Source organism: Pseudomonas sp. B21-010, from assembly GCF_024749325.1.
Classification (GTDB): domain Bacteria; phylum Pseudomonadota; class Gammaproteobacteria; order Pseudomonadales; family Pseudomonadaceae; genus Aquipseudomonas; species Aquipseudomonas kilonensis.
In genome coordinates, this window is record NZ_CP087198.1 from 2,301,190 (window position 1) to 2,319,094 (window position 17,905).

Annotated in this window: 19 protein-coding genes; 10 read left to right on the top strand and 9 right to left on the bottom strand. The window is 61.6% G+C overall.

Annotation, left to right across the window (positions count from 1 at the left end; genetic code table 11):
• Positions 1-2: 2 nt before the first annotated feature.
• Positions 3-857, bottom strand: a complete 855-nt coding sequence (locus LOY50_RS10285) for a MurR/RpiR family transcriptional regulator (protein WP_253473162.1) — start codon at positions 855-857, stop codon at positions 3-5.
• Positions 858-1,156: 299 nt separating this feature from the next.
• Here LOY50_RS10285 and LOY50_RS10290 point away from each other — a divergent pair, with 299 nt between their 5' ends.
• Both LOY50_RS10290 and cobF read left to right on the top strand, forming a co-directional pair.
• On the top strand, positions 1,157-1,735 hold the full coding sequence (locus LOY50_RS10290) for a histidine phosphatase family protein (protein ID WP_258690785.1): 579 nt from the start codon (positions 1,157-1,159) through the stop codon (positions 1,733-1,735).
• On the top strand, positions 1,732-2,490 hold the full coding sequence (gene cobF / locus LOY50_RS10295; protein WP_253473168.1) for a precorrin-6A synthase (deacetylating): 759 nt from the start codon (positions 1,732-1,734) through the stop codon (positions 2,488-2,490). The genes LOY50_RS10290 and cobF overlap by 4 nt, the downstream gene beginning before the upstream one ends.
• Before the next feature lie 207 nt (positions 2,491-2,697).
• Here cobF and ftrA read toward each other — a convergent pair whose 3' ends face one another.
• A complete protein-coding gene (ftrA, locus tag LOY50_RS10300) occupies positions 2,698-3,657 on the bottom strand; it encodes a transcriptional regulator FtrA (RefSeq protein WP_057447776.1) in 960 nt (319 codons plus the stop codon).
• Between the two features lie 101 nt (positions 3,658-3,758).
• Here ftrA and LOY50_RS10305 point away from each other — a divergent pair, with 101 nt between their 5' ends.
• From LOY50_RS10305 to LOY50_RS10325, 5 genes are all read left to right on the top strand, one after another.
• Complete coding sequence (locus LOY50_RS10305; protein WP_018611488.1) at positions 3,759-4,193, top strand: rhodanese-like domain-containing protein; 435 nt, start codon at positions 3,759-3,761, stop codon at positions 4,191-4,193.
• Positions 4,194-4,557: 364 nt separating this feature from the next.
• Positions 4,558-5,337, top strand: a complete 780-nt coding sequence (locus tag LOY50_RS10310; RefSeq protein WP_053187024.1) for an ABC transporter substrate-binding protein — start codon at positions 4,558-4,560, stop codon at positions 5,335-5,337.
• Between the two features lie 114 nt (positions 5,338-5,451).
• Complete coding sequence (locus LOY50_RS10315; protein WP_253473177.1) at positions 5,452-6,564, top strand: M14 family metallopeptidase; 1,113 nt, start codon at positions 5,452-5,454, stop codon at positions 6,562-6,564.
• Positions 6,565-6,628: 64 nt separating this feature from the next.
• Entirely contained in the window at positions 6,629-7,345 is a 717-nt protein-coding gene (locus LOY50_RS10320; RefSeq protein ID WP_253473180.1) for an alpha/beta hydrolase, read from the top strand.
• Between the two features lie 331 nt (positions 7,346-7,676).
• On the top strand, positions 7,677-8,624 hold the full coding sequence (locus tag LOY50_RS10325; protein ID WP_258688304.1) for an IS110 family transposase: 948 nt from the start codon (positions 7,677-7,679) through the stop codon (positions 8,622-8,624).
• Positions 8,625-8,711: 87 nt separating this feature from the next.
• Here LOY50_RS10325 and LOY50_RS10330 read toward each other — a convergent pair whose 3' ends face one another.
• The 3 genes from LOY50_RS10330 to LOY50_RS10340 all read right to left on the bottom strand — a co-directional run bounded on the left by LOY50_RS10330 (position 8,712) and on the right by LOY50_RS10340 (position 11,317).
• Positions 8,712-9,299 (bottom strand): hypothetical protein, encoded by a 588-nt coding sequence (locus LOY50_RS10330; protein ID WP_258690786.1) that lies wholly within the window; start codon positions 9,297-9,299, stop codon positions 8,712-8,714.
• A gap of 86 nt (positions 9,300-9,385) precedes the next feature.
• The gene (locus LOY50_RS10335) at positions 9,386-10,171 is read right to left on the bottom strand and encodes a hypothetical protein (RefSeq protein ID WP_258690787.1); all 786 of its coding nucleotides are present in this window, start codon (positions 10,169-10,171) and stop codon (positions 9,386-9,388) included.
• A 216-nt stretch (positions 10,172-10,387) separates the two neighbouring features.
• Entirely contained in the window at positions 10,388-11,317 is a 930-nt protein-coding gene (locus LOY50_RS10340) for a LysR family transcriptional regulator (protein ID WP_258690788.1), read from the bottom strand.
• A gap of 143 nt (positions 11,318-11,460) precedes the next feature.
• On the opposite strand from LOY50_RS10340, the gene LOY50_RS10345 reads away from it, so the two are divergent.
• Positions 11,461-12,063 (top strand): NADPH-dependent F420 reductase, encoded by a 603-nt coding sequence (locus tag LOY50_RS10345; protein WP_033062826.1) that lies wholly within the window; start codon positions 11,461-11,463, stop codon positions 12,061-12,063.
• 59 nt (positions 12,064-12,122) lie between these two features.
• On the opposite strand, the gene LOY50_RS10350 is transcribed toward LOY50_RS10345, so the two are convergent.
• The 3 genes from LOY50_RS10350 to LOY50_RS10360 all read right to left on the bottom strand — a co-directional run bounded on the left by LOY50_RS10350 (position 12,123) and on the right by LOY50_RS10360 (position 14,650).
• On the bottom strand, positions 12,123-12,404 hold the full coding sequence (locus tag LOY50_RS10350) for a hypothetical protein (RefSeq protein WP_018611472.1): 282 nt from the start codon (positions 12,402-12,404) through the stop codon (positions 12,123-12,125).
• 223 nt (positions 12,405-12,627) lie between these two features.
• Positions 12,628-13,653 (bottom strand): purine nucleoside permease, encoded by a 1,026-nt coding sequence (locus LOY50_RS10355; protein ID WP_253473192.1) that lies wholly within the window; start codon positions 13,651-13,653, stop codon positions 12,628-12,630.
• A gap of 46 nt (positions 13,654-13,699) precedes the next feature.
• Positions 13,700-14,650, bottom strand: a complete 951-nt coding sequence (locus LOY50_RS10360; RefSeq protein ID WP_253473195.1) for a nucleoside-specific channel-forming protein Tsx — start codon at positions 14,648-14,650, stop codon at positions 13,700-13,702.
• 299 nt (positions 14,651-14,949) lie between these two features.
• Here LOY50_RS10360 and selD point away from each other — a divergent pair, with 299 nt between their 5' ends.
• Together selD and mnmH are read left to right on the top strand one after the other, a co-directional pair.
• A complete protein-coding gene (gene selD / locus LOY50_RS10365; protein WP_253473199.1) occupies positions 14,950-15,984 on the top strand; it encodes a selenide, water dikinase SelD in 1,035 nt (344 codons plus the stop codon).
• A complete protein-coding gene (gene mnmH, locus LOY50_RS10370; protein ID WP_258690789.1) occupies positions 15,984-17,099 on the top strand; it encodes a tRNA 2-selenouridine(34) synthase MnmH in 1,116 nt (371 codons plus the stop codon). Before selD ends, mnmH begins: the two co-directional genes overlap by 1 nt.
• A 126-nt stretch (positions 17,100-17,225) precedes the next feature.
• On the opposite strand, the gene LOY50_RS10375 is transcribed toward mnmH, so the two are convergent.
• Positions 17,226-17,897: a histidine phosphatase family protein gene (locus LOY50_RS10375; RefSeq protein ID WP_408980861.1), complete on the bottom strand. Its 672-nt coding sequence runs from the start codon at positions 17,895-17,897 to the stop codon at positions 17,226-17,228.
• Positions 17,898-17,905 lie beyond the last annotated feature (8 nt).

Genomic DNA, 17,905 nt, shown 5'->3' on the forward strand with positions numbered 1-17,905 from the left:
CCTTATTTTTCCTCCAACAGGTGCGTGTTGAATTCCGTGCGCAAGGCATCGATGCCTTCCAGGCGTTCGGCCAGCTCGGGGCATTGCAGGGTCAGGCAGGCAATCAGCGCCTCGACCTGGGCCAGCGCCGGCACCAGGCTGTCGAAGGCCGAGATCGATTCCACCGGGGCGCTGATGATCAGGTCGGACAGCTCGCGCAATGGCGAAGCGTAGACGTCGCTGAACAGCACGACCCGGGCGTGCCGTTCCTTGGCCGCGCTGGCCACGCGCAGGGCTTGGGCCTGGTAGCGGCGGTAATCGAAGATCAGCACCACATCCTGGCGCTGCACGTCGAACAGCCGGTCAGGCAGTTGGGCGTTGTCTTCCAGGGCAAAACAGCCGGCGCGCAACAGCCGCAAATGGTTGAGCAGGTAGTGGGCCAGGAAGCTGCTGAAGCGCCCGCCGAAGCAATGCACCTGATGGCGGCTGTCGAGCAACCACTGCACGAGAATGCGCACGTCTTCGGGTTGGGTCAGGGCCTGGGTGTCGTTGAGGTGGCGTTGACTGGCGGCCAGGTACTGGCTCCAGGTATCGCCTTGCTGCAATTTGGCCCGCGGTTTCAACAGGGTGCGGGGGGAGCGCAGGCGATGGTCCATGTCACTGAGCAGTGCATCCTGGAATTCGGCGTAACCGCCAAACCCGAGTTTTTTCACCAGCCGCACGATAGTCGGGTCGCTGACGCCGGCATGGTCCGCCAGGCGTGACATCGGGCCGAGGCCGTTGCGTGGGTAGTGATCGAGCAGGGCACGTACGACCTTGCGTTCCGACGGCGTCAAAACCAGGCCGGGATCGGTGATCAGGTCTCTGAGAGGTGGCATCCGTGCTCCTTGCCAGGATGGGTGTTGAATTTCTTTCATAACTCCTGAAAACAGTATTTATGTAGCTGGTGCTACATGTCCAGTGGTTTTTACGTTCCGTTTAAAATGCTCCATTATTGTGCGAAACCCTTGTAGGAGTTGGTCCCGGCTGGGTAGACCGGGTATGTCAGTCGATGCTTCTGACGATGTCGGACATAACGCCTTTTTGTCTCACTTATTTGATTTCGTATAAGGTGCTGTACAACTAAGTGCGTGAATATCCCGCCCGTGCGACCCTTCCGATTGCCTGAGAATCCAGTGTGCAAACCACTCGTCTGACCTTGATCTGCCACGCCCGCACCGCCGCCCAGAAGCAGGCGCGCTTTGGCCTGGACGAACCGCTGGACGCCGACTGGCTGGCACGCCGCGCGCAGATCGACCACCACTACCGAAATGTCCGGCAACTGCTGTGCGGGCCGGAACTGCGCACGCGCCAGACCGCCGCCTTGTTCGGCGACGAGCCCGAGCAGGACCTGGCCCTGGCCGATTGCGATCTGGGACGCTGGCGCGGGTTGTCCATCGATGAGTTGCTCCAGGCTGAACCGCAAGCCCTGCAGAGTTGGCTCGACGATGCCGAGGCGGCTCCCCATGGTGGTGAATCTGTCGCCCAGTTGTGCCGCCGTGTCGGGAGTTGGCTGGCCAGTCTGGAAAACCGGCCCGGACATCTGCTGGCCGTCACCCACCCCTTCGTGATCCGCGCAGCCCTGGTGAATGTATTGGGCTGCCCGGCCGCCACATTCAACCGGATCGACATTGAACCGTTGTCCACCCTCGAGTTGCGTTTCAACGGTGTATGGCGATTACGCACCCAGGGACCTGACCAGGAGTCGCCGCGATGAAGACGTTGTCAGTCATCGGCATTGGGGCCGGCGATCCGGATCAGCTGACGATGCAGGCAGTGAAAGCCTTGAACCGCTTGGACGTGGTCTTTCTCATGGACAAGGGCCCGGCCAAGGACAAACTGTTGGACCTGCGGCGCGAAGTCTGTCGGCGCTACATCGTTGATCGCACCTACCGTTTCGTCGAAGCCTACAGCCCGGAGCGCCAACGCGGCGGCCTGGACTACAAGGACAGCGTCGAAACATTGAACCGGGCTAAACAGGCCACCTTCGAACGCTTGATCAATGAAGAACTGTCCGACGGTCAACGGGGTGGTTTTCTGGTATGGGGCGATCCGGCGTTGTACGACAGTACCGTGCGCATCCTGCAGGCGATCCTCGATGCGGGCCGCTGCGCCTTCGAATTCGAGGTGATCCCCGGCATCACCAGCGTCCAGGCCCTGGCCGCCCGGCATAAAGTACCGTTGAACAGCATTGGCGGTTCGCTGGAAATCACCACCGGACGCCGGTTGGCGGCGGGGCAGGTGGGCGACGCGGCGAGTGTGGTGGTGATGCTCGACGCCGAGGACGCCTATCGCCAGGTGAGCGATCCCGAGACGCAGATCTACTGGGGTGCCTATGTGGGGACGCCGGATGAAATCCTTATCGCCGGCCGCCTGGGGGATGTGGCCGATGACATCGAGCGCACCCGCAAGGCCGCGCGCAAGGCCAATGGCTGGATCATGGATACTTATTTGTTGCGCAAGCCTCAATGATGCTTGCGCATCACCTTGTGGGGAGGGAGCTTGCTCCCGCTGGGCTCTGTAGGAGCTGGCGAAGCCTGCGATCTTTTGATCTTTCGCTTGAGATTCAAGTGTCTGGGGAAAGATCGCAGCCTCGTTGCACTCGACAGCTCCTACACAGCGCCTACGGCCCAGCGGGAGCAAGCTCCCTCGCCACGGGGGTTCATAACCCCGGCATCTTTACCCCCGCCCAAACCGCTCCCGATACACCGACGGCGCCAACCCCACGACGCTGCGAAACGCCACGCGAAAGCTTTCCACCGAGCGGTAGCCGCACAGTTGCGCGATGTTGTCGGTGTTGTCCCCGGTGCTTTCCAGCAACTCGCGGGCCCGGGCCAGGCGTTCATGTTGCAGCCAGGCCTTGGGCGACACGCCGCAGGCCTGGGTGAAATGGCGCAGGAAGGTGCGTTCGCTCATGGCCGCCTGGCTGGCCAGTTCGCGCACGCCGAGAGGTTCGTGCAGGCGTTCGCGGGCCCATTGCATGACACTCGACAGGTCGCTGCGTGGCGTGCGGCTGACCGGTGAGGGAATGAACTGCGCCTGGCCGCCCGTACGTTGCGGCGACATCACCAACCGGCGTGCCACGCAGTTGGCGACCTGGATGCCATAGTCCCGTGCCACCAGGTGCAGGCAGGCATCGATACCGGCGGCGCTGCCCGCCGAGGTGATGACCTGTCCTGAGTCGACGTACAGCACATCCGGGTCTACTCGCACGGCCGGAAAGCTTGCGGCCAGTTCGTCGGTGTAGCGCCAATGAGTCGTGGCGCCCAGGCCATCGAGCAGCCCGGCGGCGGCGAGTACGAAGGCACCGGAGCAGATCGACAGCAGGCGCGCACCACGGGCGTGGGCCCTGCGCAGTGCCTCGAGCAACGCCTGGGACGGTGGCTCGCTGCGGTTGCGCCAGCCTGGCACGACAATGGTCCGGGCGGTTTCGAGCAGTTCCATGCCGCCATCGGCCAAAACCTGGAAGCCGCCCATGGCGCGCATCGGGCCGTCATCGACCGCGACGATCCGATGCGTGTACCAGGGGAAATCGAATTCCGGTCGCTCCAATCCGAAGATCTCGACGGCGACACCGAATTCGAAAGTACACAGGCCGTCGTAGGCGAGGATCGCGACCAGACCAGGGTTAGGCTGCATTTGGCGGAAAATTCCCACAGAGTGTCTTGTGCGCCACTTTAGCGGTAAGCATCGGGGGGATAAAGTCTCTTCACGCCTTATCTATCCTGGAGTACACACCCATGACCAGCCTGGTTCGCGAAGTGCCTGCTGCCCCCTCCGATATCGCCCTGCAGCATTTCAGCCGTCGCCTGACATTCGAAACCGATTGTTCCGACGTTCATGCCAGCCAACAGGCCGGCAACATCGATTTTGTGCTGGTGGATGTACGCGGACCACTGGCCTACGAACGCGGCCACGTTCCCGGGGCGATCAACCTGCCAACCCGCACACTCACCGCCCAGGCACTGGCCGCCTATGCCAAGACCACCCTGTTCGTGGTGTATTGCGCCGGCCCGCATTGCAATGGGGCGAACAAGGCGGCAGTGCGCCTGGCAACGTTGGGATACCCGGTCAAGGAAATGATCGGCGGCGTCATGGGCTGGCTCGATGAAGGCTTTCGCCTGAGCGGCACAGTGGAGCGCATGGCGGACGAGGCGATCAGCTGCGACTGCTGATTTTGCGCCATAAGCAGATTGAAAACAGGCTTTTGTGGCCAGAGATTGCTCCCGCAGCGGCCCCAATAAGGGTGACGATGCCGTTTGTATCTGACGGACATCAAGGGCTGCTGCGCAGCCCAGCGGGAGCAAGCTCCCTCGCCACAGGAGTGAATCTGCCACAGGTGTTTACCTGTCAGGTTTTTCGCAAATTCAGTGACCACCGGACGCCCCTGGCTATTTTTATAACTATTTGTCGCCTCAACATAATTCCCCTCCTGAGTGCCCCTCTAGACTCCCGGCCACTTCGGTTTTTGCTGACCGAACGCTGCCTATGAATCTGCCTATAACGATCAATAAAATACCTGCGCACTCAGGAGCGAAAATGAACAAGCTAGCCATGTTCGGTGCCCTGGCACTGTCTGTATTGTCCCTGTCGGCCGTGGCCGAAGACGCCAAGCCTATCCGCCTCGGGATCGAGGCCGGTTATCCGCCGTTTTCGATGAAAACCGCCGACGGCAAGCTGACCGGCTTCGATGTCGATATCGGCGACGCCCTCTGCGAGCAGATGAAGGTCAAGTGCACCTGGGTCGAGCAGGAGTTCGATGGCCTGATCCCCGCGCTGAAAGTGAAGAAGATCGATGCGATCCTGTCGTCCATGACCATCACCGACGACCGCAAGAAAAACGTCGATTTCACCATCAAGTACTACCACACCCCGGCGCGTTTCGTGATGAAGGAAGGCTCCGAGGTCAAGGACCCGCTGACCGAGCTCAAGGGCAAGAAAGTCGGTGTGCTACGTGCCAGTACCCACGACCGTTTCGCCACCGAAGTGCTGGTGCCTGCCGGGATCAACCTGGTGCGCTACGGCTCCCAGCAGGAAGCCAACCTGGACATGGTCGCCGGTCGCCTCGACGCCATGCTGGCCGACTCGGTCAACCTCGACGACGGTTTCCTGAAAACCGATGCCGGCAAAGGCTTTGCCTTCGTGGGCCCGACCTATGAAGACGCGAAGTACTTCGGCGGTGGCGCCGGCATTGCGGTGCGCAAGGGCGATAAGGCCCTGGCCGATAAATTCAACGCCGCCATCAGCGAAATCCGCGCCAATGGCACGTACAAGAAGGTGCAGGACAAATACTTCGCCTTTGATGTCTACGGGCATTAATCGGTAGGAGCTGCTGTAGGAGCTGTCGAGCGAAGCGAGGCTGCGATCTTTCCACTGCCAGTTGAGTCCAGAGCGAAAGATCAAAAGATCGCAGCCTAGTCATTCGGAGATTTCATGCAACGCATCGACCATACCCTGCCATGGAGCCACCTGGGCACCGAGCGCCGGCTCAGTGTGTTTCGTTACGGCCATGGCCCGCGCAAGGTTTATATCCAGGCCAGTCTGCACGCCGACGAACTGCCGGGCATGCGTACTGCCTGGGAGCTGAAGCAGCGGCTCAACGACCTCGAGGCGCAAGGCCTGCTCAAAGGGGTGATCGAGCTGGTGCCGGTGGCCAATCCCATCGGCCTGGATCAACATCTGCAAAGCGCCCACATGGGGCGTTTCGAACTGGGCAGTGGCAAGAATTTCAACCGCTCTTTCGTGGAGCTCAGTGCACCGGTGGCGCAACGCATCGGTGATCGCCTGGGTGACGACCCGGCTGCCAATATCACCTTGATCCGCCAGACCATGGCCCAGGTTCTCGACGACCTGCCGGCGCCGCCTTCGCAACTTGAAGCGCTGCATCGCCTGCTGCTGCGCCATGCTTGCGACGCCGACATCACCCTGGACCTGCATTGCGATTTCGAGGCAGCGATCCACTTGTATGCCTTGCCGCAACAGTGGCCGCAATGGCGCTCCCTGGCCGCGCGCCTGAAGGCCGGGGTGGCGTTGCTGAGTGAAGATTCCGGTGGCAGTTCGTTCGACGAGTCCTGCTCCTCGCCCTGGTTGCGCCTGGCCAAAGCCTTTCCCGCGGCGGCGATCCCAGCGGCGAACCTGGCGACGACGCTGGAGCTGGGCAGCATGGGCGACACCCGCGTGGAACAGGCCCAGGCCAATTGTGAAGCCATTCTCGGGTTTTTGGCCGAGCAGGGTTTTATCGGCGGGGACTGGCCATCCGCACCCGCCGAGTGCTGCGAAGGCTTTCCGTTCGAAGGCACTCAATACCTGTTCGCGCCGCACCATGGCGTGGTGAGCTTTCTGCGTGAGGCTGGCGAATGGGTGGAGCGCGGCGATCCGCTGTTCGAAGTGGTTGATCCGTTGAATGATCGGGTCACCACCGTGCGGGCCGGCACCAGTGGCGTGCTGTTCGCCCTGGACCGCGGGCGCTACACCCAGCCGGGCATCTGGCAGGCAAAAGTCGCCGGGCGTGAGCCGATTCGTACGGGGAAATTGAGCAACGACTGATAAGTGCTGTCTACCTCACCGCACGCTTCTTGTCGTGCGGCTATCGAACGATGGAGGAAGATTGATGTTTAAAGCGCTCGCCCTGTTTCTATTGCTGGTCTCGTCCGGGTTGCAGGCCCAACCCTCGCTGCACACGGACTTGCCGCTCAACTACCTGGCCCAAGCCGATGAGCAAGCCGGCAACCGCCCGCTGGTGATCTTCCTGCACGGCTCCGGCAGCAACGAACAGGACCTGTTCGAACTCAAGGGCGAGTTGCCCCGGGATTACAACTACCTCTCGGTGCGGGCACCGAAGAGCATGGAACAGGACCGTTATCAGTGGTTCGCGAAAAAGGGCGACGGTGCCTACGACGGTGATACTTCGGACTTGAAGGCCAGCGGCCAGATGCTGCTGGACTTCATCGACAAGGCTCGGGCCAAGTACTCGACCGACGCGAGCAAGGTCTACCTGGTAGGGTTCAGCCAGGGCGCGATGATGAGCTACGAAGTGGCCCTGCGACACCCCGAAGCCGTCGGCGGTATTGCAGCGATGGGCGGGCGGGTCCTGTCGGCGCTGCGGGCGGAACTGACCCCCAACGAGTCGCGCCGGACACTGGCGGTGTTCATCGGCCATGGCACGGCAGACCCTATCATTCCCTACCACGATGGCACCGAGGCCAACAGCTTCCTGAAGACCCTGGCGCTGGAACCGGAATTCCATGCCTACCCGGGCGTCGGCCACAGCATCAGCGCCCTGGAAGTGCAGGACCTGCGGGCCTGGCTGGAGCGGCTCAATCCCTGACCACCGTAAGCCCCTGCGGGCGAAACCCTGTGGGGGCTGAGCTTGCTCGCGATAGCGGCGGGTCAGCTTGCATCAATGCCAAGATGTGCCGACGCCATCGTCGGATCGCCGCCCGGAGCAAGCTCGCTTGTATGGTAGGACTTGAAGGGAGGAAGAGGGACAAAGCTCGATTCTGACTGTTCGCGCAGTACAGACCGTGGGAGATTTCACCCCTCCTCCTTTCACCCAAGCGCCGATAAAGAATGCATCTGGCCTAGACCGACGATAGGAACAAGCCTGCGCCTCTGGGTGAACCCTTCAAGTGTTCAAACCTTAGCCCGGAGGATTTTCAATGGCAATGCCGGTTTCTGTCGCAAAGCCGATCGTGGGTGTTGATGTCGCCAAAGATGAGTTGGTGATTTATCACGCAGAAACAGATCGACTGGAAGCGATCCCCAACACCAAAGCTGCGATCAAGAAGTGGCTCAAGGAGCTGCCCGCGCCAGTGGATGTCGCCATCGAAGCCACCAATATCTATCACCAGGAATTCGCCGACCTGGCTTATGCGCAAGGTTGTGTGATCTACATGATTGGCGGCTACGAGCTCAGCCATTACCGCAAAGGTGTGAAAGTTCGCGCTAAAACCGATGCGCTGGATGCTCGGTTGTTGGCTCGCTACTTGAACAACGAAGGCCACCAGTTGCACCCGTGGACCCCGCCATCGCCCCTGTATTGCCGGCTTATAAGCCTTTTCCGGCGCCGGGCAGCCTTGGTTCAGGCGCGTGTCAGCCTCAAGCAAAGCTGGTCAAACGAACCGTTGCTCAAAAGTGCCTTTGAGAACCAGATAAAGGCCATGCAACGACTGGAGGTCTTGCTTGAAAAAACAATCCAGACGCAGTTGGAAGCAGCGGGCTTGGGTGCTCAACTCAAGCGTTGCATGAAAGTCGAAGGCATTGGCCTGTTGAACGGTGCTCGTTTGCTCACGTCGTTTCAGCGTGGGGATTTCAGAAACGCCGATGCCTTCATCGCTTTTCTGGGCCTAGACCTGCGTATATCGGATTCAGGGAAAAAGAAGGGCCGCCGCTGCCTGTCTAAGCGAGGTGACCCAGAGGCACGTCGACTGATGCACAACGCCGCAATGTCGGCGAGGCGCACAGCGGCATGGAAGGGTTTTTATGAGGCACTGAGGGCCCGGGGACTCAGCACAACCGAAGCATTAGTGGCACTGGCCCGCAAGCTTGCTCGAGTGGTATTCGCCCTGCTGAAGAACCAGAGCGAATACTTACCGAAAGGCATTTAAGGGGTAGCCCCGCACCATAGAATCTCCCACATTCCCACATTCCCACATTCCCACATTCCCACATTCCCACAGGGTCCGGGGTGCTTGTTACTGACCGCTGGCGATCTGTTTCACCAACGCTTCATGACCGGCCTTGTCACTGGCCCGGGAGATGATCTGCACCACGGCCATGCGCGTGCCGGAGGCGCCCAGCAACGTGGTGTCGAGGGTTGGCCCGCCGCCCTGGGTCGCGCTGGTGTCGAGCTGACGCAGGCCCAGGCCGGTGCCTTTTTGGGTCAGGCTTTTTTCGCTGAGGATCTTGGCGTCCGGCAGGGCTTTGATGCGTTGGGCGGCGAAGTCGGCCATGGTGGTGTCGAGGAACGCACCGTCGTCGTCCTTCACATTCGTACCGTTGACGATGGTGTTCTCAGCGGCAATCACCACGGTTCTGCTGGTGGCATTGCTGTACATCGTCCCTGTCGCCCCAGCGGTGCCCTGGGTCACTTCACCGGCGGGTAGCGGCGTCGCCGTGAAGCCCTTGGGCAAGGTGAAAGTGAACTTGCCGCCGAGCATCGACACTTTCTGCGCCGGTGCATCGCCGGCAGGTTTGGCCGGGGCCGCTTGGGCGGATACCACGACCAGGCTGGCGATGGCCCCCAGCAACAGGGCGGCGGCTTGTTTACTCAGCAATGACATTGAAACGCTCCACAGATGGTCGTGCCTGGAGGACGATCATCCCATGGGCGTCGCACCTGACTCCAGCGCCAGTGCAGAAGAGACCGTCATTTTGGCGAAAGGTGTGCGGTGTCGCAGGGCGGTGGCCGCACCAGCAGGCGTCGGGTCACCAGCAACATGGCCATCGACACCGCGACGCCCAAGGCGAAGGCGGGCATGCCCAGCACCGGCAGGGCGAGGGCCAGGGTCAGGCAGAAGGCTGCGAAGCAATACATGCCGGTGGCCGTCGCCCGCAGCAGCGCGGCGGTGAAAGCCGGTCCCCGGGTTTGTTGGGAGAATACCGCCATGACACTGCCCAGCACCGGGAATACCGCCAGCAGCCCGCTCCAGCGTTCGCCCACGGTGCTGGCCAGCAGCGTCACCGCCAGGGTCAACAGCGCGCCTGCGATCATGCGCAGCAGCAGCTTGTCGGATTTGGCCGTCGGCCCGTTCATCACCGGTCGGACCGTCGGGAACAGATACGGCGCCGCCAGCAACGCGACCAGGGCGATCAGGCTCGACAACGGCAGCGAAGCCGGTAGCCAGGACAGGATCAACGCCACCAAGGCCCAGACCCCTAGCGCGACGCCCAGCGCCCAGGGCCAGTTGCGATGCTGGGCGACCTGGGCGTACACCACGCAGAAGGCAATCATCGCGAACATCGCCGCGAGTGCCGCGGTCGCCGACTGCGCGGCAAACGGCTCGCCTTGTTCCAGGGCCAGGAACAACAGAATCGGCCCCACTACGACGGGCAACCCCGAGAGCCAGCCGGCCACGCTCGGCCCCCAACGCCTGCCCGCCCGGGAAATCAGCAGCAGGAACGTGGGAATCACCAGCAATTTGAGCAGCAGCACGCGGTCATCCTTGTCAGTCGTCGAGGCGCCACGTTAGCACCGCCCGCATCGCAAACCCACTGTGGGGGCGAGCTTGTTCGTCACGAGGTTGGGGGAGGTTGGGCTTACGTCATCGCGAGCAAGCTCGCTCCCACAGTAGTGTGGGGGGGCTCAAGCCCTCTGTGGGAGCGAGCTTGCTCGCGATGGCGGCCGCACTGGCACGAAAGTCCCTAAGGCTCAACCCTGCGCAGCACTGAAACGCCGCGCCAATCCCTCACGCTCGAAGTGTTCGGTGATGAAGTCGATAAAGGCGCGAGTCTTGGCCGGCATCAGCGTGCGGCTGGGGTAATAGAGGGAAATCACGCCAAGGTCCATGTACCAGTCCGGCAGCAGCCGTACCAGTTCGCCGCGTTCCAGCCAGGGCAGCACGTCCGACACGGTCAGCAGCGAAATGCCCAGGCCCAGCAAGGTGGCTTCGCGCATGGCGACCGGGTCGTTGAGAATGATGGATTCAGGCAGCCGCAACGTCGACTCGAAACCGGCGGCGTTACGCATCGTGGCCTGGCGTACCCGCCCGGTGAGGCTGGAGCGCAGCACGATGTTATCGAAGTGGGCCAGGTCTTCCGGGTGCTCGGGGCAGGAGCGTGCGGCCAGGTAGGCTGGGCTGGCTACCGCGACCAGATGTGCCGGCGCCAAGGTTCGCGAGATCACCCCAGGCGCCAGTTCGAAGCCGCCGCCAATCGCCGCGTCGAAACCTTCGGCGATCAGGTCTACCCGTCGGTTCTCGAAATGCCATTGCGGGCGGATCAATGGGTGGAGGGCCAGGAATTGCGGCATCAACGGCAGCACATGGCCGATGCCGAAGCTTGGCGACAGGCTGACTCGCAGTACCCCGGCCGGCTCGCCACGGTCAGTGGTCACGGCGCCGATGGCGGCCTGCAAGGCTTCGAGATGCGTGCCGATGCTGGCCAGGAAGTGTTCGCCGTTCTCGGTCAAGGACAGCTTGCGGGTCGAGCGCTGGAACAGCCGCACCCCCAGGTTACGCTCCAGCATCGCCACATTGCGACTCACGGCGGCGGGCGTCAGGGCCAGCAACCTGGCGGCCGCCGAGAAACTGCCGGTTTCGGCGCTGCGGGCAAAGCATTCGAGATTGGCGAGGCTTTCCATCAAGGTGACCTGATAGTAATGCTTGAAAATGATTCAACGTATTACTGGCTAATCATCACGTAATAGCAAGGGCAATATGCACCTCAACGGCGGACATCACCGCCCAGGTTTATCCAACTTTGAGGACATACGTCATGAGCAACATCGACACCATCGGCATCATCGGCGCTGGCGCTATTGGTAGTGCATTTGCCCGGGCGCTGGCCCGCCAGAACATCAACGTCGTGATTGCCAACAGCCGCGGCCCCGAAAGCCTCGCCGAGTTGGTCGCCGAGCTCGGCCCCACCGTCCGCGCCGGCACCGTGCAGCAAGCTGCCGCGCAACCAATGGTGCTGGTGGCCGTCAACTGGCCGAAGTTGCCCCAGGCGCTGAATGGCTTGCCGGACTTTGCCGGACGAATCGTGATCGATGCCAACAACGCAATCAAAGTCCCGGAGTTCGAGGCGATTGATCTGCAAGGCCGGGCTTCTACCGAGGTGTTCAGCGAATGGGTGCCGGGGGCACGGGTGGTCAAGGCGTTCAACCACATGTTGGCGCGCCTGCTGGAGGCTGATCCAGCGTCCGAAGGCGGCAAGCGCGTACTATTCCTGACTGGCGACGATGAGCAGGCCCGTGGGGAAGTCGCGCAGTTGATCGATCGGCTGGGATTCTTCGGCGTGGACCTGGGCCCATTGAGCGTTGGCGCACGCTTGACTCAATTCCCGGGCGGACCATTGCCGGTGCTGAACCTGGTCAAGTTTGACTGAGCACTTCGCGACATACGTAAGGAAGCGCTCGATCAGCGTGGGAACCCGGCCTGAAGCACTCAGTCGGGTTCCACGTCCAATTGCAGGCTGTCGTCGGCCAGGCGCTCGGTTCGCCGGACAATACCGCTGATGCGCCGGCCTTCGGCGTTGAACACCACTATCTGGGCTTTATCCAGATCCGCCGGCAGGGGTGGTCGCACGTGCAGCGCGAACCAGGGTGGTTCGCCGTCATCGAGGCGTTTGACGTCGAACTCGCAGTCGACACTTTTGGTGTCACGACCAAACAGCGTGTCGAGGCCGTAATCAAGATGAGTGCTGTCGGCAGCAGGGTCGAGGGACATCGGCGGTCTCCTGGATGGGTACGCACGGCTGATGTTCAAGTGATTCTTCCTTGAATGGAAAATTCCATTGGGTGATCCGTAGAGATTAGCCCCAACCTGTGGGAGCAAGGCTTGCCCGCGATGCAGGCGCCTCGGTTCACAAAGGACCGCGTCGACTGCATCGCGGGCAAGCCTTGCTCCCACAGATCGCCTCCTTCTCCCCAAGAGCCGGCGCGGCTGGTGATCAAGCGCCAGGCACGCCGTCTTTCCACGCCGACCAGTTCTTCACAATGTCCTGCACCAGCGGGTTGCCGGTGCGGAACAGGTTCTCCAGCGCCGGGACGAACGCGCCCTGGTCGGCGTATTTGAGCAGGTTGTCCACTTCGTTGCCGCCGGGCTCGGGGCGGTCGAAATCGGACCCGGCCCGCAGCACGGCCAGCCGGTTGATGTCCACCCGACCTTCGCGGCTGGCCCGGAGCAAGGCCTCGTAGGTTGAGTTGTCTTCCTGTTGGGTGGTGCAGTAGACGCCCTTGTTGTCGGTGAGCAGGCGAGTCCAGACTTCGGCGCGCTCGCTCAGGCGCGTACCGGAGAACCAGGTGTTGCCGGCCAGGGTGTCGCAGCGGGTCACGACCGGCGGCTGGTTGGCCGGGGCGTACGGATACTTCAAGCGCCAGGCCGCCGATTCCTTGCTTTGCGACAAGGTCACCTTCTGGCTGAGGGCAAAGGCCTTGGCTTGCAGGGCCGGGTTGAGTTCGAAGACTTCCGTCTTGTAGTCCAGCGGCGGCTTTTCGTTCGGCCCCTTGGTGTTGATGCCCAGGTAGCCGGTGGGCCAGTCCTTGGGCACATCCCGCGAATCCAGCTCCCATTGGGTACCGAACTCCACCAGGTAATGGGCCCAGGCCGTCGTGCCAAGCGTGCCGTGGTGCGGGTTGATGCCGGCGATCCCGGCCACCAGGAAATAGCTTTTGCGCAGGTCGACGGTGGGGGAGAGCGCCAGGGCCAGTGTCGAGGCGGCGGCGTTGGTCTGGCCCATGCCGGTGATCAGCAGGCAGACCCGCTCGGCGTTGCAGCGGATCGTCGGGTATTCGGCGGACAGTCCCGGCACGCGGATTTCAGTCTTGAGTTCGAGGCGATCGATCCAGTTCTGCGCCTCGGGGGCGAACATCGTGATCAGCATCACTTTGGGTTGAAGCGGCGGTGCGGCCCCGGCGGTCGAGCAGAACAGGGCCGTGCAGGCCAGGCCGATTGAAATAGACAGGCGATTGATCATGTATTCGTGACCTCCATGGATTCGAAGTGGTGCTTCTACGGTGTGCTCAGAATTGATAGCCAACCCCGGCGTAGTATCCCCAGCCATCGGAGCGGGCGCGGAAGTTGCCGTCGCCAAAGTTAAGCTCACTGCCGTCCTGCCAGTTGCCGCCGTTGTGAAAGTAGCGGCCCACCAGCGTAAAGCGCAGGTGCGTGAACGAATACAGCAGGACGTTGGTGGCAACCGTGGCATTGGCGGTGCGGGCGGGGTTGTCCTTGTGCAGGTCCGAACCGAAATCGAAGTTGGTGAAGCCGATGTACGTCAGCGAGGCGCCGTTGCTGAACTGGCTGATCGGCACGATGTATTTGAGCTGGGCGCGGTAGCCGTCCCAGGAGTATTCATTGCTGGCGCCATAGTTTTCCCACTGATAACGGCCATAGAAGTTGGCCGACAGGTTGACCCTTGAGTGGGTGTCGATGTCAGTGCCCAGGCCGCTGTACAAGGTGTTCGCGCGATTGGCGCTGTTGCTGCCGTGATCGTAGATCCAGTCGAACGCCACATACCATTCCTTGAACGGCCCGATGGCCAGGCTGCGGCCGGCCAGGTAGTCGATGGAAATACGCGGTTCGTGCTCCATGAACACCGGGGAACCGTGGTCCCACACCCCTTTGTCATGACTGTTGCCAATATTGAAGATCTTTGGAATATCGACGTAGCCATAGAGCTCGAAGGGCCCCTTGCGTCCGAAGTATTCATATTCCAGATAGACATCGTCGACCGGTTGCGGACCGAAGCTGATGTCCTTGCTGCCGATGAGCGTCAGGTCCTGGTTGTACCAGTCCGACAGGTAGGCGCCTTTTTTCGAGGGGGTGGCCTCGGGGCTGAGGGCTTCGCCCTGGGCGGACGCCTCGGCGGTTTGGGCTTGGGTCGTGGTGCTGAGTAGTCCGGTAACGGCGATCAGTAGCAGGGCGGCTGCCAATACGCCAGGTGTAGCGCGACACTGGGAAGTGCAGTGCATGGAAAGTCCTTGTTCGTGCGGGCCGACGCCCGGGGTCCGTGGTTGAAAAAAAGCCATCGATCCGCTGGGTACGATCGATTGCGCAAACGTTTGCACATGTCGTACCAATTTTTCGCAGTGGCTTTAAATGCATGGGGTCCAGGCTTTATTCCTGTCTTGTTGGTCAGGCTCGGTGCACCGAATTCGGCACCATCGCGTGAAGCGGCACCAACGTGTCGCAGGAGCCTGTGCTCGACGCGGCACTGAGTCGCTGGCGTTGCTGATAGAATCGGCCATCTTGACTGACCAGAGGTATGCCCATGAGCGAGCCGATTCGCCTGACCCAGTACAGCCACGGTGCCGGTTGCGGCTGCAAGATTTCGCCCCAGGTACTGGAAGTGATCCTGGCCGGCAGCGGTGCGCAGAACCTTGATCCCAATTTGTGGGTCGGCAATGCGTCCCGGGACGATGCTGCGGTGTACGCCATCGACGAGGAGCGCGGGGTGGTCTCGACCACTGACTTCTTCATGCCGATTGTCGATGATCCTTTCGATTTCGGTCGCATCGCTGCCACCAACGCCATCAGCGATATCTATGCCATGGGCGGTGACCCGCTGATGGCCATTGCTATTCTCGGCTGGCCAGTCAACGTATTGGCCCCGGAAATTGCCCGGGAAGTGATTCGCGGCGGTCGTTCCGTGTGCGATGAGGCCGGTATTCCCCTGGCCGGTGGGCATTCGATCGACGCGCCTGAGCCGATTTTCGGCCTGGCGGTCACAGGCCTGGTGCAAAAGCGCCATATGAAACGCAACGACACGGCCACCGCCGGTTGCCGCCTGTACCTGACCAAACCCTTGGGCATCGGCATCCTCACCACGGCGGAAAAGAAAGGCAAGCTGCGCGCCGCCGACGTCGGCCTGGCCCGTGACTGGATGTGCACCCTCAACAAACCTGGCAGCCGCTTCGGCAAGCTCGACGGGGTGACGGCAATGACCGACGTCACCGGTTTCGGCCTGCTCGGGCATCTGGTGGAAATGGCCGACGGCAGCCAACTGACCGCGCGCATCCGCTATGACGCGGTGCCGCGCCTGCCGGGCGTCGAGTACTACCTCGACCAGGGGTGTGTGCCGGGCGGTACGCTGCGCAACTACGACAGCTACGCGAGCAAGGTCGGTCGAGTCCAGGAACTGCACAAGCGCGTGCTGTGCGACCCGCAGACCAGCGGCGGCCTGCTGATTGCCGTCACCCCTGAAGGCGAGGGCGAGTTCCTGCGGGTTGCCGTTGAACTCGGGCTGGTGCTGGAACCTATCGGCGAACTGGTCGAGCGACAGAGTTACGCGGTCGAGGTGTCTTGATGAGCCATGACATCACCGATTACCGCGACATCTTCCTCAATGACCGGCCGATGATGGACACACGCGCCCCGATCGAATTCATCAAGGGGGCCTTCCCCGGCGTGGTCAATTTGCCGCTGATGACCGACAGCGAGCGGCAACGCGTCGGTACCTGCTACAAGCAGCAGGGGCAGCAGGCCGCCATTGTTCTGGGGCATCAACTGGTGTCCGGTGAAATCAAGGCACAACGCATCCAGGCCTGGGCCGAGTTCGCCAAGACCCATCCCGACGGTGTGCTGTATTGCTTTCGCGGCGGCTTGCGTTCGCAGATCGTCCAGCAATGGCTCAAGGACGAAGCGGGCATTGATTATCCCAGGGTCGGCGGTGGCTACAAGGCCATGCGCACCTTCTTGCTGGACACGATCGAGCAGGCGGTTGCCCAGTGCGACCTGGTGCTGCTGGGCGGCATGACCGGCACCGGCAAGACCGAAGCGCTGGGCCAACTGAGCAACAGCCTGGATCTGGAAGGTTATGCCAACCATCGCGGTTCCAGCTTCGGCAAACGCGCCACCGGCCAGCCTTCCAACATCGATTTTGAAAATCGCCTGGCCGTGGATGTGCTGAAAAAACGCGCCAGCGGCATCGAACAATTCGTGCTTGAAGATGAGAGCCGTGCGGTCGGCAGTTGTGCCTTGCCGCTGCCTTTGTACCAGCGCATGCAGCAGGTTCCGATGGTCTGGCTGGAAGACAGCCTGGAGCATCGGGTCGAGCGGATCCTGCAGGATTACGTCATCGACCTGTGTGCGGAATTTGTCGCCGTACATGGCGACGAAGGTTTCTCGCTGTTTTCCGAGCGATTGCTGGCAAGCCTGGACAACATCCACAAGCGCCTGGGCGGCGACCGTCACCGGCGCTTGATGAACATCCTGGAAACCGCCCTGGCCGAGCAGGCCAACAGCGGCGCCGTCGATTTGCATCGCGGTTGGATCGAAGGCTTGCTGCGCGAGTATTACGACCCTATGTACGTGTTCCAGCGGGAAAAGAAGGGCTTGCGGATCGAGTTTTCGGGGGAGCAGGCGGCGGTGCTGGAATATCTGCGTGAGCGGGCGGCCCGGGGCGGGTTACCACAGGTTTGATATCCACTGTCAATCCCTGTGGGAGCGAGCTTGCTCGCGATAGCGGTGTTTGAGTCACATCAATATCAATGGGTCTGACGCTATCGCGAGCAAGCTCGCTCCCACAAAGGGAAATAGCGACTGATATCAGGTCGGACAGGCTTCCTTGCCATTGTCCAAGCCCTGCTTGTAGCTCCGGCTGGTGAGGCTGGCCTTGCCGTTGTGCCAGGTCAGGGTCAGCACGTACAGCGAATCAAAATCGCCTGACGCCCAGTCATCGGTAATGGTCTGCTTCTTGCCCACGGCCTCGCCGGCGACCTTGTTGATCAGCTCCGGCAGGTAGCCATGGGACCAGGCGGTATAGATGGTGGCGTTGTGGTACTTGTCGTGCAGCAGTTCGTCAGCCAGGTCGCTGGTGTCGTTGGCCGAATAATTGATGTTCACCGGCAACCCGAGCTTGATGGCGCTGGGGCTGATGGTCATCAGCGGGCGAATATAGCTATAGGAATTGTCCAGCTCACCCTCTTCGACATTGCGGGTCGGGTTGGCCGCGAACACGTAGTCGGCCTTGCCGAATTTTTCCGGCAGCAGGGTGGCCAGGTCGATGGCGCGGTTGAGACCCTGGCAGTTGAGCTGGCCCAGGCCACCGGCGGGTTTCTCGGCATGACGCAGGAACACCAGGGTCTGCACGCCGTCGGCTGGTTGGGCGCGGCTGATGCTCGATTCCAGCGCCAACCCCAGGCCACAGACCACAAGCAGCGTCGGCAGCAGCAGCCACGAACGGTGTTTGAAGCGTCTGGCGAAATTCAGTGGGTTCATCATCGAAT

Excerpts from the sequence above, each read along its gene's own strand:
- LOY50_RS10285 (WP_253473162.1), bottom strand. The coding sequence starts at position 857 with ATGCCACCTCTCAGAGACCTGATCACCGATCCCGGCCTGGTTTTGACG.
- cobF (WP_253473168.1), top strand. The coding sequence starts at position 1,732 with ATGAAGACGTTGTCAGTCATCGGCATTGGGGCCGGCGATCCGGATCAG.
- ftrA (WP_057447776.1), bottom strand. The coding sequence starts at position 3,657 with ATGCAGCCTAACCCTGGTCTGGTCGCGATCCTCGCCTACGACGGCCTG.
- LOY50_RS10305 (WP_018611488.1), top strand. The coding sequence starts at position 3,759 with ATGACCAGCCTGGTTCGCGAAGTGCCTGCTGCCCCCTCCGATATCGCC.
- LOY50_RS10310 (WP_053187024.1), top strand. The coding sequence starts at position 4,558 with ATGAACAAGCTAGCCATGTTCGGTGCCCTGGCACTGTCTGTATTGTCC.
- LOY50_RS10315 (WP_253473177.1), top strand. The coding sequence starts at position 5,452 with ATGCAACGCATCGACCATACCCTGCCATGGAGCCACCTGGGCACCGAG.
- LOY50_RS10320 (WP_253473180.1), top strand. The coding sequence starts at position 6,629 with ATGTTTAAAGCGCTCGCCCTGTTTCTATTGCTGGTCTCGTCCGGGTTG.
- LOY50_RS10325 (WP_258688304.1), top strand. The coding sequence starts at position 7,677 with ATGGCAATGCCGGTTTCTGTCGCAAAGCCGATCGTGGGTGTTGATGTC.
- LOY50_RS10330 (WP_258690786.1), bottom strand. The coding sequence starts at position 9,299 with ATGTCATTGCTGAGTAAACAAGCCGCCGCCCTGTTGCTGGGGGCCATC.
- LOY50_RS10340 (WP_258690788.1), bottom strand. The coding sequence starts at position 11,317 with ATGGAAAGCCTCGCCAATCTCGAATGCTTTGCCCGCAGCGCCGAAACC.
- LOY50_RS10350 (WP_018611472.1), bottom strand. The coding sequence starts at position 12,404 with ATGTCCCTCGACCCTGCTGCCGACAGCACTCATCTTGATTACGGCCTC.
- LOY50_RS10355 (WP_253473192.1), bottom strand. The coding sequence starts at position 13,653 with ATGATCAATCGCCTGTCTATTTCAATCGGCCTGGCCTGCACGGCCCTG.
- LOY50_RS10360 (WP_253473195.1), bottom strand. The coding sequence starts at position 14,650 with ATGCACTGCACTTCCCAGTGTCGCGCTACACCTGGCGTATTGGCAGCC.
- selD (WP_253473199.1), top strand. The coding sequence starts at position 14,950 with ATGAGCGAGCCGATTCGCCTGACCCAGTACAGCCACGGTGCCGGTTGC.
- mnmH (WP_258690789.1), top strand. The coding sequence starts at position 15,984 with ATGAGCCATGACATCACCGATTACCGCGACATCTTCCTCAATGACCGG.
- LOY50_RS10375 (WP_408980861.1), bottom strand. The coding sequence starts at position 17,897 with ATGAACCCACTGAATTTCGCCAGACGCTTCAAACACCGTTCGTGGCTG.